Below are 15,091 nucleotides of genomic sequence, written 5' to 3'. Positions count from 1 at the left end.
AGGCTGCGGACCAGACGCTGGCGCCGCCGATGCTGGCGGTCGGGCGTGACCAGCCGTTGGCGCTGTCGTTTGCTCAGGAACGCCAGTGGTTCCTTTGGCAACTGGACCCGCACAGCGCGGCTTACCATATTCCCAGCGTGTTACGCCTGAACGGGTACTTGGACCAACAGGCCTTGCAGCGCAGCTTCGACGCACTGGTGCTGCGTCATGAGAGCCTGCGTACCCAGGTCTGCCAGGACGGCGAGCGTGCGGTTCAAGTGATTCGCCCAGCCACTGCGCTGGTGATTGCTCGGGCAGATGCCGACGCCGCCCATCTTCAACAGCAGGTCGAAGCCGAAATTGCCCGGCCGTTCGACCTGCAGAGTGGCCCACTGCTGCGAGTTACCTTGCTGCGCCTGACCGAGGATGAACATGTGCTGGTGCTGGTGCAGCATCACATCGTGACAGACGGCTGGTCGATGCAAGTGATGGTCGACGAGTTGGTACAGCTATACGCCGCCTACAGCCAAGGCCAGACGCCGCAGTTGCCGGAACTGGCGCTGCAATATGCCGATTACGCGCACTGGCAGCGCCAGTGGATGGCGGCGGGCGAGCGCGAACGTCAATTGGCGTATTGGCAGCAACTGTTAGGCGGCGAACAGCCGGTGCTGGAGCTGCCCACTGCGAATGCGCGGCCGGCGGTGCAAAGCTACCGTGGCGCCAGCCTGCAACTTGAATTGCCGCCCGCGCTGGCGGCCGGGCTCAATGCTCTGGCGCAGCGTGAAGGCGTCACGTTGTTCATGGTGTTGCTGGCGTCTTTCCAGAGTCTGCTGTACCGCTACAGTGGCCAGCAGGACATCCGCGTCGGTGTGCCAATCGCCAACCGCAGCCGGGTTGAGGTGGAACGCCTTGTCGGGTTCTTCGTCAACACTCAGGTATTCAAGGCGGATATCGATGGGCAGCTCTCTGTCGGCCAATTGTTGCAGCAGGTCAAGCGCCGCAGCCTGGACGCCCAGAGCCATCAGGACCTGCCGTTCGAGCAGTTGGTGGAGGCCCTGCAACCAGAGCGCAGCCTCAGCCATAACCCGCTGTTCCAGGTGATGTTCAACCACCAGAGTGAGGCGGGGCTGATGACGTCGGGGCAGTCACTGCCGGACTTGCGCGTAGAAGGGCTGGATTGGGGCAGCCAGACCGCGCAGTTCGACCTGAGCCTGGACACCCAGGCTTCGGCGGAGGGTATCCACGCCACCCTGACGTACGCGACCGACCTGTTTGCCCCCGCCGTTCTCGAGCGCATGCTGGCCCATTGGCAGAACCTGTTGTGGGGCATGCTGGATGATCCGCAACAGCGGGTCAGCCAGTTGCCGCTGCTGGAGCCTGTCGAACAGCAGACCCTCGTAAGGCAATGGAATGCCACGGCGCGCGACTATCCACAACAGCCGGTGCATCAATTGATCGAAGCGCAGGTTGCGCAGACGCCGGATGCCCCCGCACTGGTCTTCGCCGCGCAGCGCCTGAGCTATGCCGACTTGAACCGGCGCGCCAACCGTCTTGCCCATCGCTTGATCCAGGCTGGCGTCGGGCCGGACGTGTTGGTCGGATTGGTCGTCGAGCGTTCCATCGAGATGGTGGTCGGCCTGCTCGCCGTGCTCAAGGCCGGCGGTGCCTATGTGCCGCTGGACCCGGATTTCCCGCCTGAGCGCCTGGCGTACATGCTTGAAGACAGCGGCGTGAAGCTGCTGTTGACCCAGTCCCACCTGCTGGAACAACTACCGCGTGCCGAAGGCATCGAATGCCTGTTGCTGGGCGACTCTGGGTTCGAAGACTTCCCTGACACCAATCCCGGCCTTGCGCTGGACGGCGAGAGCCTCGCGTATGTGATCTACACCTCCGGCTCCACCGGCCAGCCCAAGGGCGCGGGCAACCGCCATTCGGCGTTGACCAACCGCTTGTGCTGGATGCAAGAGGCCTACCACTTGACCCCTTGCGATACGGTGTTGCAGAAGACACCGTTCAGCTTCGACGTGTCGGTTTGGGAGTTCTTCTGGCCGTTGATGACCGGTGCGCGCCTGGTGGTCGCGGCGCCGGGGGATCACCGTGATCCGGCGAGGATGGTGGCGCTGATCAACGCCGAACAGGTGACGACGCTGCACTTTGTGCCATCGATGCTGCAGGCGTTCATGCAGGATGCGGCAGTCTCCAGTTGCCAGAGCTTGCGCCGCATTGTGTGCAGCGGTGAAGCGTTGCCGGTGGACGCGCAGCAACAGGTCTTTGCCAAATTGCCTGCGGCCAGCCTGTACAACCTGTACGGGCCGACGGAGGCCGCCATCGACGTCACCCACTGGACCTGCGTCGATGAACAACGCGACACGGTACCCATCGGCCAGCCGATCGCCAATCTGCAGACCTATGTGCTGGATGCCCAGTTGCAAGCGGTGCCCGTCGGCGTGGCGGGCGAGTTGTACTTGGGCGGCCTGGGCCTGGCGCGCGGCTACCACCGCCGTCCCGCGCTGACCGCTGAACGTTTCATTGCCTCGCCGTTCGAGTCGGGGGCGCGCTTGTACCGCACGGGTGACCGTGTGCGCCAGCGCGCCGACGGTGTGATCGAATACCTCGGACGCCTGGATCACCAGGTCAAGTTGCGTGGCCTGCGTATTGAATTGGGTGAAATCGAAGCGCGGATCCTCGAAACCGCTGAAGTCCAAGAGGTGTCGGTGCAAGTGGTCGATGGCAAGCATCTGGTCGGCTACCTGGTGCTGCAAGCGCCCGGTGAGCACTGGCGCGAACCGCTCAGTGCGCACCTTGCGGCGCATTTACCCGATTACATGATTCCGGCGCAGTGGGTGTTGCTGGAACAGATGCCCCTGAGCCCGAACGGCAAACTGGACCGCAAGGCCTTGCCCAAGCCCGACGCGTCTCAGCACCAGCAGGTGTTCCGCGCGCCACACACCGAGCAGGAACAGCGCCTTGCAACGATCTGGGGCGAGGTGCTGGATGTCGAGCGCGTTGGCCTGGATGACAACTTCTTTGAACTGGGCGGTCACTCGCTGCTGGTGTTGATGCTCAAGGAACGCATCCGCAAGGCCACCGGCAAGACGCTGTCGGTCAGCCAATTGATGCTTAACCCCACGGTCGCTGGGCAGGTGAATTGCCTGGGCAACGGCGCGGGGCAGTCGCTGGTCGTCAAGCTCAACAGCCAGACCGAAGGCACGCCGCTGTTCCTGTTCCACCCAAGCTACGGCTCGGTGCATTGCTACAAGGCCATCGGCCTGGCACTGCGCGAGCGGCGGCCGGTGATGGGCGTGATCTGCCGCGCGTTGGCCGAGGAGGGCAGCGCCGTACCGAGCTGGCAAGCGATGGTCGAGGACTACACCGGGCAATTGCTCGATGCGTTGCCCGAGGGGCGCTATCGTCTCGCGGGCTGGTCCATGGGCGGTAACCTGGCCATGGAAGTCGCTTATGCCCTGGAGCAAGCCGGGCGTGAGGTGGAAGTGGTCGGCTGGATCGATGCCTCGCCACCGTACTGGCTCAAGGCTTACTGGGACGCAGCGGTGATTGCGGATGACGATGAACTGTCGGTCAACCAGCGCCGCGTTGAACTGTTGCAGGTGATGTTCCCGGCGTCGAGCCAGCAGATCCACACCGCCTGGTTGGACAGCCAGGCATTCTTCAGTGATGAAGCGCAGCAATGGCAGGCACTGGGCGCCTGGGCTGAAGAGGCGTTGGGCGAGACGTTCCGGGAAATCAAGGCAAGCTTGCTTGAAGGGGATGAAGCGCAGATCTCCTGGGAACTGGACCGCACCCTGGGCCAGCGGCTCAAGGACGCCGACTTCAAACCGCTCAAGGCGCCGATCCGCTGCTGGTGGGCCGCCGGCAGCCGTGCAGGCCAGCATCGCCAATTGATTGAAGCGACCATGGAGCAGGTGGTGGGCCAGGGGTGTGTCCAACAGTCGGTGCTGATCGACTCCACCCACGATCGCATCATCGATAACGCTGCGTTTGTGCAGAGCTTCGCCGATGCGATGAAGTAACGGTCGGCAGTAACCCAAGCCCCTGGCCTCTACGGCTAGGGGCTTTTTTGTGCCGGGTGTACGGGCAGGCGCGCACTAAAAAGCCCCTGGTCATTGCGCATGGCCAGGGGCTTGGTTGGAACGGCTAGCGTCTATGCATCAGAAGTTCCAGCGGGTACTGAGCATGATGTTACGTGGGTCACCGTAGTAGACCGAATTGTAGAAGCCGATGTTGGTGTAGTACTTCTTGTCGAAGATGTTGTTGACATTGAGGCTGGCCGATACGTTCTCGGTTACCTGGTAACGGGCCATCAGGTCCACAAGCCACAGGGGATCCTGGGAGAGTTTATCCTGGCTGCCGGTGGCGTAGTTGTTGGTCAGCACCTTCCAACCCGTACCCTGCCAGCGCACGCCGCTGCCCAGGGTCAGCTTGTCGAGGGCGCCGGTCAGCTTGTAGCTGGTGTAGATGTTGACTTGGTCTTCCGGTTCCCAGGTCGAAAGTTTTTCACCGTCTTTGTCGCGCATGATCTTGTGCGTGTAGCCCGCCTGCAACTGCCAGCCGGGGGCCAGCTCGCCGGAGACTTCCGCTTCATAGCCCTTGGTCTTGGCCTCGGTGCCCTTGGACGCGTAGTCAAGACCAGGGTAGCTGTCGGGTATGTAGTCATTGTCGTCGATGGCACGGTTTTTCTCGTGTACTTCGAAGTAGGCGAGGCTGGCGTTGAGGCGGCCATCGAAGAACTCGCCCTTGAAGCCGACCTCATAGTTCTTGCCTTCATCCGGTTCGATCGGCTTGTTATTGCGGTCGCGGTAGTCGTCCTGAGGCAGGTAGATCTCGGTGAAGCTGGCATAGGCCGAGAGGTTCTCGGTGAAGTCGTAGGTTAGGCCGGCGTAAGGCACGACCTTGCCGGTGTCCTTGACCTGGCTGGTGCCGCTAACCTCGTAGTTGTTGACTCGGGTACCCAAGATCAAGTGCCAGTCATCGGCCAGGCTGAAGCGGCCGGTGATGTACTGGGCGCTCTGGCGAGTCAGCTCGTCGTTGCGCTTGGTCTGCGGGCCACGGTCAGGCTTGGGCGCGTCGCCGTCCCAATCGAAGTAATCGTGGCTGTTGTTGTAGTTGGTGGCGTTGGTGTAGTCGCGGCCCAGCCAGCGGGAGCGCGAGACCGAGGCGCCGACCACCAGTTCATGCTCGCGGCCGAACAGGCTGAAAGGCCCGGTGGCGTACAGGTCGCCGGTGTCGCTGGTGGTCTCGCCATTGTAGGTACGCGTAAGCAGCGAAGCCTTGCCGGTGGCTGCGTTCGGTGCTAACAGGGCGGACAACGGTGCCTTGTAGCCGTTGATCTGGTGGTTGTACTGCGCCTTGCCAACCCAGCCGTTATCGAACGTATGTTCCAGGGTCGCGAAGCCGGTACGGGTGTACTGGGCCCACTTGCTGTACTTGGCGCCGTTGTTGAACGAACGCGAGGTGCTGATGCGGTTGCCCTCGGAGTCATACAGCGACGCCGCCCCTGACCAGCTGGAACCTTGTGGGTCGCTGTCCTGGTAGTCACCGCCGACGGTCAGCAGAGTGTCCGGCGCCAGATCGAATTCCAGGATGCCGTAGTACACGTTGGTCTTGCGCTGGTAGTGATCGAGGAACGTGTGTTTGTCCTGGTAGGCCGCCACCGCACGGCCGCGCACGTTGCCGGATTCGGTGAGCGGACCGCTCACATCCACTTCCGAGCGGTAGTTGTCCCAGGAACCGGCGCCCAGGTCGATGTAGCCCTTGAATTCCGAGGTCGGCTTCTTGCGGACCATGTTGATGGTGCCGCCAGGGCCACCGGCGCCGGTCAGCAGGCCGGTCGCGCCCTTGAGGATTTCGACGCGGTCGTAGATCACTGTATCGGTCAGGGTGTGGCCGGACGAATACTGGGCGTCTTGCAGGATGGGAATGCCGTCGTACTGGAAGTTCTGGATGGCAAAGCCACGGGAGAAGTAGCTGGTGCGTTCGCTGTCATACGCGGCAACAGTGATGCCGGGGGTATGGCGCATCACGTCGTCGATCGACTTGAGGTTGAAGTCATCCATGGCCTGGCGGGTCACCACCGAGATCGATTGCGGCGTCTCCCGTGGCGTCAGCACCATGCGGGTCGCGGTCGCGATGGTCCCGGGCGTATAGGAGCCCGAACCCTCGGTAATTGTGCCGAGCTGGTTGGCGGTCACCTGGGTCGCGCCCAGCTCCAGGGCGGACGAGCGGCCGGCAGTCAGTGTCATCGTGTTGCCCTGCAGGTCGAAGTCGACGCCGGTGCCGGTCAGCAGCGTGGTCATGGCCTGGCCAGGCTGCAACTTGCCCTTGACCTTGTGGCTGCGCTTACCTTCGACGTCAGTCGGGCTGTACAGCACTTGCAGGTTGGCCTGCTTACCAAACTCTTGAAGAGCACTACCCAGCGACTGTGCGGGGACATTCAGCTCGATCTCCTGCGCTTGAACATAACCGGCGACTGGCAGCGTCAGCGCAACGGCAATCGCGCCAGGTAGCACGTGGGTGTTCAAGAGGCGGCGCATGGAGAGTGCCTTGCTCAAGGGACTCAGACCAAATGTTGCTGGCATGGGTGAATTCTCTTCTAGGTATTAAGTGGGCAGATTATAAGTATTTGTTGGGGTTGGTTCTCATTACCACTAGTGAGACGTTCCTACCTGCAGAAACCGGAAAAGAAATTCACGCGGGTTCCATTTCATACACCACCTGGCCCGCACTCAGGCGCACCAACTGGTCGGCAATATCGAAATAGCGGTCGTCATGACTGATCACGATGATGGTCTTGCCCAGGCGCTTGAGGTCCGGCAGCAGCTCGGTATAGAAGACGCGGCGGAAGGCCGGGTCCTGGTCGGCGGCCCATTCGTCGAACACCAGTACCGGGCGTTCTTCCAGCCAGGCATTCACCAGGGCCAGGCGTTTGCGCTGGCCAGTGGAGAGGTCGGTGGTGCTGAACACGCCGTCCTTGACGCTGACCTTGTGCGCGATTTCCAGGCGTTCCAGGTACTTGGCGGCACTGTCCAGCGATTGGGTGGCGCTGCCTTGGACCAGGTCATCGAACAGGTAGTAATCGGCGAAAACCGTGGTGAACAGCTGGCGGTAGTCGTCGCGTGCCGGGTCGGTCACGGTTTCGCCGTTGAGGCGGATTTCGCCGGCGTGGGGTTGATACAGGCCCAGCAACAGCTTGATCAGGGTGGTCTTGCCGCAGCCGTTTTCGCCGACGATAAATACGATATCGCCCTGCTTGATGCTCAGGTTGATCGGCCCCAGATGGAACGGCTGGCTGCCTTCCACTGGCGGCGGGCTGTACGTCACGCCGCGCAATTCCAGGCTGTTGACCACCGGCGTCGGGGCTTCGCTGCCATCCATCAGCAAGTGCGGCTCGGGGGACGAGAAACGGTCGGACAGCTCGGTAATGCGCGCAAAGGCAATCCGCGCCTTGCCGATGATCGGCAAGTAACCCACCACATGCTCCAGCGGGCCTTTCATGTACAGCAATACCAGCACGAAGCCGGTGATCACCGCCGGGTCGGGGTTGGGGTTGTAGGCCTGCATGGCGAGGGCCAGGCCAATGACCACGAAGAACAGCATCGAGCCAAAGGTCTTGGCGACGATATAGATGTTCACCGAGCGCACCTGGATATCGCTGATACGGTCGGCAGTTTCCTGGATGCGGTGGGTGTTCATGCGATAGCGGCGTGGGCGGTGGATGCGCAGTTCCTTGGCGCCCGAGGCGATCGCGGAGTAGTAGCGTTGTAGTTCGTCTTCCTGGTCGCGGGCTTCGTCGAAACCGCGGATGCCCTTGTGCCCGGCGACAAATTGCACGCTGCTGCCGATGGCGATGGCCACGATCATCATCAGGAACATCGGCACCGACAGATACGCCAGGTAGCCCAGGCACCCGAGGGTGACGGTGGTGGCGATGGCCAGCGGGGTGAACGCAAAGGAAAAATCGCTGATGGTATCGACGTCGTGGGTCAGCACCGGAATCAACCGGTGGGAGCGATACCGCTCAATCTGCTCGATGGGCGCTGACAGCACCTTTTCACCGAGGTCCTTGCGCAACGCGGCGATAATCCGCTGGCCCACATAGTTGGTGCCGATATCCGACACGATCGAACTGGTCAGCGCCAGCACACACAACGCCGCAAACGTCAGGATCACCCCCTGCGTCATCCCGGTGGACGAGTGCAGGGCGTTATTGATGGTCGCCAGCAACAACGTGATGGCCAGGCCGCCGGCCATGCCCAGGGTGACGGAGACGATCACGATGGTGCGAAAGGGCCTGAGCAATGCGAGCAAACCGTTGAAGGCGCCGCGCTTGGGGTCGGTCATAAATACTTCCCGGAAAATGAAAAAGAGGGGGCTGGGCACACAGACCCTTACCCATGACAAACGAAGGATTGGCGCGACTATTTAGCTCGGCGTGCCCGGCGGTGAAGGGGGTGGATAAATTGGGCGGGGCCTGGTTCGTTCTTGTGGTGTAGGCGCACGCGTATTGGCGCGTGCCTGATCTATCCAGCGAGAGCGAGACAATGACGAAAAAGAATCTGGTGTACGTGTGGTCCCTGCGCAATGCCGCGGCCGACAAGGCCGGGCAGCCGGTGGCGTACAAGGACCACGAGCGCTACATGATGTCGGTGCTGGAATCCCTGGCGGGGGCGCTGAACGACACGCCGCTGGGCGATGCGTACAACCTGGTGGGGGTGGTGTACGACGATGACGAGCAGAACCCGCGTGACCAGCAATTGGTCCGTGACTATGGTTTTGCCTACCAGCCGGGGCGCCAGTGGCTGTACCCGGCCGACCTGCGGGTGCAGGGGCGCCTGGTCAATGATTTGCTGCTGAGCGTGCCGTCCACTTATCGGCGCCTGCCACGGGGCAGCGCGGAGCACATCGCCGGCAAGCAGGACTTCGAACGCCGCCTGCACGACACGCTGGTGGAATTGAAGGCCGATATCGTGGTGCTGGACGGCCTGCTGGTGATCCTCGATGAGCTGGTACGCCCCGGTGCGCCGTTTGCCCGTCGCATCATGAACATCCACCCGGGCATCACCCGCATCGAGTCGCCTTACGAGCGCCGGGGCGCCTATGCAACCTGGAACGCCCTGTACGGCGCACGTGGGCTGACGGTCACGGACTGGGCCACCAAGGCCACGACGCCTTCGGAGCCGCTGTACCTCACCGGCGCCTCGTTCCACTACGTGGACAACGGCATCGATTCGGGCGAAGTGTTCCACGACGTGCTCAAGACCGAGATCTCGCCGGACGACACCATCCTCGAACTGCGCTGGAACAACTTCAACAACAGCCTGTTCCCGGCGTTGCATGAAGGCTTGGCGTTGCTGGCCAAACACGCCTGAATAAGCGCATCCCTGTAGGAGCCGGCTTGCCGGCGATAGCGGTGGATCAGGTTAATTGATGCTGACTGATCCACCGCCATCGCTGGCAAGCCAGCTCCTACCTGTTGAATGGTGTTCGTGTTACAGATCGCGCACTACGCGGAACCCGATCCAATCCCCCCGCGTCTGCGGGTAGATGGTGTTGCGGTTGCCCGAGCGTGAGAACACCGGCGCTTCACCCCAGTCATTACCCCGGATCATGTAGCCCTCGCAGTTCGGCTCCATCCACGCACTGCCGTCGGTAGGCGCGCCGACGTAATTGGGGTGTTCGCAGTCGGCCACGCGCTCGTAGACGTTGCCGTGCATGTCGTACATGCCAAAGGCATTCGGCGGGTAACTGCCGACCGGCGACGAGTAGCTGTAGCCATCTGCGGGGCCATAGGTATTGGCGTGCTTGGCGATGCTGTAGTCCTTGCTTTCATCGAACGGGAAGGGGAACGGCCCGGTAGAGCCGGCACGCGCGGCGTATTCGCGTTGGGACTCGCTGACCATGTGGTACTGCTGGCCGGTTTTTTTCGACAGCCAGGCCACGTACTGCTTGATGTCGTCCATGTCCATGCACACCGCCGGCTGGCGTGGGCCCTGGGGGTAGCGCGGCTTGCTGGCGATGCATTCGCGGCCGGGGCGGGTGTCGCCATCGGCGATCTTCACCCCGGTCTGACGCACATAACTGTCCCATTCGCCGGCGGTGATGTGGAAGCGGCTCATGGCGAACGGCTTGGCAAAGGTCACGTCGTGCATCGGGCCTTCATCCGGCTCGCGGCCGACTTCACCCTCGGGTGTGCCCATGGTGAAGGTGCCGGCGGGCAGCACCACCATTTCCGGGCAGTCCTTGCAGTCCTTGAACACTTTGCCGGGTTGTGGCGCGGCGGCCTGGGCCAGGTTGGGCAGCAAGGCGCCGCAGAGGGCGGTGAGCGCCAGGGCCGTGAGGGGTTTGTTCATGTGGGCCTCTCATTCAAGTGGGAAAAGGTGTGCGTCACGCCCGCTGGCTCAGCAACGTCATGAAGCGCTGGATTTCTGCGGAAGAATTGAGCAGCCCAGGCGCGGTGCGGATCACTGGGCCGACATCACGGTCTACCGCATCGATCACCACGCGGTTTTTCATCATGTAGGCGGCCACGGCGTCACTGTCCTGGCCCTTGACCCTGAAGAAGGTAAAGCCGGCTGAAAGCTCAGGGCTGCGTGGTGTGACCAGTTCGATCTGCGGGTGTGCCAGCAGGTGATCTTTCAGTTCGGTGTTCAATGCATGGATGCGCGCCTGCACCGGCGCCTTGCCCAGTTGCAGGTGCAATTTGAAGGCTTCGTCTGCCGCCCAGCGATGCTCGAATGCGTGGTAGCCGCCTGGGGTCATGGTGGTGGCGAAGTCCTTGTCTTCGGAGAAGGTCGGCACCATGGGGGTCACGTACTTGTTTTGCGGGTCGCGGGCGCACACCAGTCCGGTGCCGCGCGGGCCGAACATCCACTTGTGGGTGCCGGCGATGAAAAAGTCGCAGTGCATGTCCGGGAAATCGAGGTTTTCCACGCCAAAGCCGTGCACGCCGTCGACCACGTAGAGGATGCGGTCCTTGTCGTCACGGTTGCGGTTGTGTTCTTCCACCAGCTTGCCGATCTCGCCGATGGGCAGTTTCACGCCGCTGCCGGACTGCACCCAGGTCATGCCGAGTAACCGGGTGTTGGGGCGGATGTTGCGCTGGATGTTGCCCAGCACCTCGTCGACGGACACGCGGTGGGCGTTGTCGAACAGGCGGATCTTGCGGACTTGGGTCTGCTCCTTGCGCACCCGGAAGTCCAGGCTGAACTCGGTGGCGTAGTGTTCGTGGACCGTGGTGAGGATCTCCTGGTCGGGCCGCACCTTGATCCCGCCATAAATCATCGCCAACCCTTCGGAGGTGCTGCCGGTGAGGGCGATCTGCGGCGGCGTGGCGTTCAGGTAGCGGCCAGCCCACTCGCGTACCTGGCCTTCGCGTTTCCAGGTTTCCTGCAGGTCCCAGTCCATGGCCAGGCCAGGGTTGCGGTCGATCTGCGCGCGGTAGCGCTCGATGGCCTCGCGCACCGGCTTGGGGTGAGTTGCCACGAGGAAGTTGGAGAAGTGCAGGTAGTCCGGGTCCTGGTTGAACAGTTGCTTGAGCCCCGTCCATGGGTCATCGGTTGTGTTGACGGCGAAGGCCTGCGGGAGCAGGGCAGCGCCCAGTGGCAGGCTGGCGGCAAATACACCAGCCTGCTTGAGGAACGTACGGCGGTCGGTCATGGACTGGCTTCTGGATGATTAGCGGTTGGCCAACGGCTTGGCGGCTTTTTGTACCTGGTCCCACACCCGCAGGAAGTTGCCTCCCCACAGCTTGGCGATGTCGGCTTCGGAGTAGCCGCGCTGGATCAGTTCGGCAGTGACGTTGCGTATTTCGCCGACGTTGTTCCAGCCCTGGACGCCGCCGCCATCGTTGAAGTCCGAAGACAGGCCGACATGGTCGATGCCGATCTTGCGCACGGTGTAATCGATGGCATCCCCCAGGTCCTTGAGGGTGGCCTTGGGTTCTTCCTCGAGAATGCCGTACAGCGCGCTGGCGTACTCGCCGAACTTGTGTTCGGGCCAGGCGGCAATGATCGCGTCGCCCGGCATCAGCGCCACGGCGAGGTTGGGCAGGGGCGGCAGGTCGAAACGGGCGCGCAGGGCGTTGAGTTTGTCCTGGGTCGGCTGGCTCAGCGGGCGCAAGTAAGCGGAGAACCCCACGATCTGCACCACGCCGCCGCTGTTCTTGATCAGTTGCAGCTCTTTGTCGCTCAGGTTGCGCGGGATGTCCACCGACGCGCGTGGCGCCGAGTGCGACGCCACCATGGGCGTGCGGCTCAGTTGCGCCACTTGCTCCAGGGCCTTGGTCGACATCTGCGACACGTCGATGATCACCCCCAGGTCATTGAGACGGTGCACCGCTTGCTTGCCGATGTCCGACAAACCGTCGAGTGCGTCGGTGGAGTCATTGAAAAACGGCAGCGGGCGCGACGAGTCCGACCACGCGTTGTTGCCCACATAGCTGAAACCGAACATGCGCATGCCGCGCGCCGCCCACAGGTCCAGCAGGTTCAGGTCGTTGCCCAGCGGGTAGGCGTTGAGCATGCTGATGAAGATTGCGAACTTGCCTTCGCCATGCAGGCGCCGGAAGTCATCCGGGGTGTAGGCGATGGCGACCTGATTGGGGTAGTCGCGCACCATGCCGCTGATGATCTTGTAGCGCACTTCCTGTTCGTTGCGCGCGGCCTCGACAAAACCGTCGGTGGGCTTGTGCGGCGCATTGGGGCCGTTCCAGATCTCCGGCCAGCCAAAAATCGTCAGGGCCGCACCGGACAAGCGTCCGCGTGCTGCCTTGGCCAGGTCGAACTGGCCTTCACCGTCCTTGTCGGCCTCGTTGCCGGCGGTGCCGAAATCCACGGGCACGGTGATATGGCTGTCGAACGACAGCAACCGGTCCTGCATTTCATTGGCCTGCTTGATCACCGCCAGCGGGTAACCGGCGTTGCCCTTGAACCAGTGATCCCAGACCAGGAAACCGGCTCCGGCACCGATGGCCAGTGCCAGCGGCAAGCCGATATACAGCGCCTTTTTCGAACGTGGTTTTGTCATTGCCATCTCAGTCAGTTGAGGCCTTCGCTATCAGGGAAGAACGAGTGATGGGCGGGGAAATTTAGGCGGGCAGGGCGCGCCGGTAAATTTCCCCGGCGTGCAAACGTTCTAGCTCTGATAAAGCCGTTTCCTAAGGTAGACAATGACCATCTCTCGACGTGGGTTCATCGCAGGCCTGGCACTGACAGGTGCCGCTGTGCCGGCAGCCTTCTATGCCCATCGCGAGTTGACGCGCGAAGAAGAATTCCCCATCACCCCCGGCGAAGCCACGGTGGACCTGGCCGACACCGCCGGCCAGCACCTGGCGAACACGCTGCGTGGGGTCTGGGACCTGCGCCTGGAAGGTCGCGACGCCGGCCTCAAGGGCCTGCCATCGCAAGGCTTGGCGCTGCTGCTCGATATCGCGCCCCGTGGGCGTGGCCTGCGCGGCTACCTGGACACCGCCGCCAACCTGCGCGCCGAAGGCGAACCGCGTTACCGCGTGCTCGGTGATCTGCTGACCGGGGAGAGCGCCGTGCTCTACTGGCGCCTGATCGACCGAGATTCGGCCGATGGCACGCCGGCCTATGAATTCAAGATGACCCTCGATCAGGTCTGGGCGGATTTTGCCAACGCCGGCAGCAGCACCCTCAGCGGGCAGATCCTCGACCTGGATAGGCCACTTGCATTGGTTGAGCGCGATAATCGCTTCATCGCCCACAAGCAGTGGTTCCCCGAAGCCCGCCAGCGCATCGGCCTCAACCCGACCCTGCTGGCCTGGCTGATTTCCCCCGAGCACCGCCTGTTTCACCAGCTGTGGCACGCCACCCGTGACCAGTGGCACAAACTCTCCGAAGAAAAACGCGACGCCCTGCGTGGTATTGGCTGGCAACCCGGCCCACGCGGCCAGGAACGCGATGCCCGGGGTAAACGCAAGGACCGTAACGGCTCGGGTATCGACTTCTTCTTCATGCACCGCCACATGCTCGGCACCGCGCGCTCCATGCAGGATCTGCCCTCGTGGCCGCAATTCCCCGAGCCGCAACCGGCCCTGGAACGCGATCGCCTGGGCTTTCTGCGTTACTTCAACAACTACGATGGCTTCGCGTTGCCGCCCACCTGGATGGCACCCGATGACAGCGAGTACACACAGTGGGTCAGTGACATCAAGGCTGCCGAGACTTACCACAGCAACTTCCAGGTGTGGGAGTCCCAATACCGCGACCCGCGCTACCTGGCCAAATTCACCCTGGGGCAGTTGGGCTCCGAGATGGAACTGGGCCTGCACGACTGGCTGCACATGCGCTGGGCCTCGGTGCCGCGCGACCCTTCCAACGGCGCACCGGTGCCCACGGCCCGCGACCCGGCGGACTTCGCCCCACGCTGGTACGCGGCGGAAAACGACTTCCTTGGCGACCCGTTTTCCTCCCACGTCAACCCGGTGTTCTGGCACTTCCACGGCTGGATCGACGACCGCATCGAAGACTGGTTTCGCGCCCATGAGCGCTTCAATCCGGGTGAAGTCCAGCGCATGCAGGTCAACGGCGTCGCCTGGTTCGCGCCGGGGCGCTGGGTGGAGGTAGGCGACCCCTGGCTCGGCCCGGACACCCATGGCTGCAGCACCACGCCGGGCTTGCAGGTGGGCAAGTCGATGGAGATGGACCCGGAGGTCATGAAGCTGGCGCTGCGCATTACCTTCGGCGAAGACGAAGGTATGTTGCAGGGACTGTTCAAGCGCGTACCGAAACGGCCTTGGTATGCGCGGCACCTGAAGTTGAAAACCTCCTGATTTTGAAACCGGGCGCGTGTTATGGCGAGTGGGACTTGCTGTGGTGAGCGGGCTTGCCCCGCGCCGGGGCGCGAAGCGGCCCCAATACAGCTACCGCGTTCTTTCAGGTAAAACGAGGCGGCCGAACTAGGGCCGCTTCGCGCCCCGGCGCGGGGCAAGCCCGCTCACCACAATAAGCCCACTCACCACAATAAGCCCACTCACCAAAGGAATACGGCGTCCCGCAATTGCGATTGAACCAACCCAGATCCTCCTTGTCCCCGCTTCCCATGTCACCCCCCGCCTGTCAAATCCCTTAATTTT

At 62.6% G+C, this 15,091-nt stretch carries 8 protein-coding genes and 1 pseudogene; 4 read left to right on the top strand and 5 right to left on the bottom strand.

The window, feature by feature from the left end; genetic code table 11:
* Positions 1 to 29: 29 nt before the first annotated feature.
* Positions 30 to 1,319 (top strand): annotated as a pseudogene (locus AC0IYN_RS28570) (condensation domain-containing protein); the annotation flags it as partial.
* Positions 1,308 to 4,010 (top strand): amino acid adenylation domain-containing protein, encoded by a 2,703-nt coding sequence (locus tag AC0IYN_RS28565; RefSeq protein ID WP_471844840.1) that lies wholly within the window; start codon positions 1,308 to 1,310, stop codon positions 4,008 to 4,010. The pseudogene AC0IYN_RS28570 and the gene AC0IYN_RS28565, both read left to right, overlap by 12 nt.
* A 138-nt stretch (positions 4,011 to 4,148) precedes the next feature.
* Here AC0IYN_RS28565 and AC0IYN_RS28560 read toward each other — a convergent pair whose 3' ends face one another.
* Together AC0IYN_RS28560 and AC0IYN_RS28555 are read right to left on the bottom strand one after the other, a co-directional pair.
* On the bottom strand, positions 4,149 to 6,530 hold the full coding sequence (locus tag AC0IYN_RS28560) for a TonB-dependent siderophore receptor (protein WP_406597202.1): 2,382 nt from the start codon (positions 6,528 to 6,530) through the stop codon (positions 4,149 to 4,151).
* Between the two features lie 154 nt (positions 6,531 to 6,684).
* Positions 6,685 to 8,337, bottom strand: a complete 1,653-nt coding sequence (locus tag AC0IYN_RS28555) for a cyclic peptide export ABC transporter (protein ID WP_099492452.1) — start codon at positions 8,335 to 8,337, stop codon at positions 6,685 to 6,687.
* A 200-nt stretch (positions 8,338 to 8,537) separates the two neighbouring features.
* On the opposite strand from AC0IYN_RS28555, the gene AC0IYN_RS28550 reads away from it, so the two are divergent.
* Positions 8,538 to 9,365, top strand: a complete 828-nt coding sequence (locus AC0IYN_RS28550; protein WP_457239287.1) for a N(5)-hydroxyornithine transformylase PvdF — start codon at positions 8,538 to 8,540, stop codon at positions 9,363 to 9,365.
* A 120-nt stretch (positions 9,366 to 9,485) separates the two neighbouring features.
* Here the strand turns inward: AC0IYN_RS28550 and pvdO are convergent, their stop codons facing one another.
* Genes pvdO through pvdM form a run of 3 tightly spaced genes read right to left on the bottom strand, consistent with a single transcriptional unit; the run spans position 9,486 to position 13,020 of the window.
* Positions 9,486 to 10,346: a dihydropyoverdine dehydrogenase gene (pvdO, locus tag AC0IYN_RS28545; protein ID WP_471844419.1), complete on the bottom strand. Its 861-nt coding sequence runs from the start codon at positions 10,344 to 10,346 to the stop codon at positions 9,486 to 9,488.
* Positions 10,347 to 10,380: 34 nt separating this feature from the next.
* Complete coding sequence (pvdN, locus tag AC0IYN_RS28540; RefSeq protein ID WP_471844417.1) at positions 10,381 to 11,652, bottom strand: pyoverdine-tailoring periplasmic protein PvdN; 1,272 nt, start codon at positions 11,650 to 11,652, stop codon at positions 10,381 to 10,383.
* Positions 11,653 to 11,670: 18 nt separating this feature from the next.
* Positions 11,671 to 13,020 carry a pyoverdine-tailoring dipeptidase-like protein PvdM gene (pvdM, locus tag AC0IYN_RS28535; RefSeq protein WP_406597206.1) on the bottom strand — a complete coding sequence of 450 codons (1,350 nt, stop codon included), beginning with the start codon at positions 13,018 to 13,020 and terminating at the stop codon, positions 11,671 to 11,673.
* A gap of 142 nt (positions 13,021 to 13,162) precedes the next feature.
* On the opposite strand from pvdM, the gene pvdP reads away from it, so the two are divergent.
* The gene (pvdP, locus tag AC0IYN_RS28530) at positions 13,163 to 14,788 is read left to right on the top strand and encodes a pyoverdine maturation tyrosinase PvdP (RefSeq protein WP_471844415.1); all 1,626 of its coding nucleotides are present in this window, start codon (positions 13,163 to 13,165) and stop codon (positions 14,786 to 14,788) included.
* The last annotated feature ends 303 nt before the right edge of the window (positions 14,789 to 15,091 follow it).

This window comes from Pseudomonas sp. AC112 (assembly GCF_979253545.1).
Note: the sequence above shows the minus strand (reverse complement) of the source record. Positions and strands in the feature narration are given on the sequence as shown.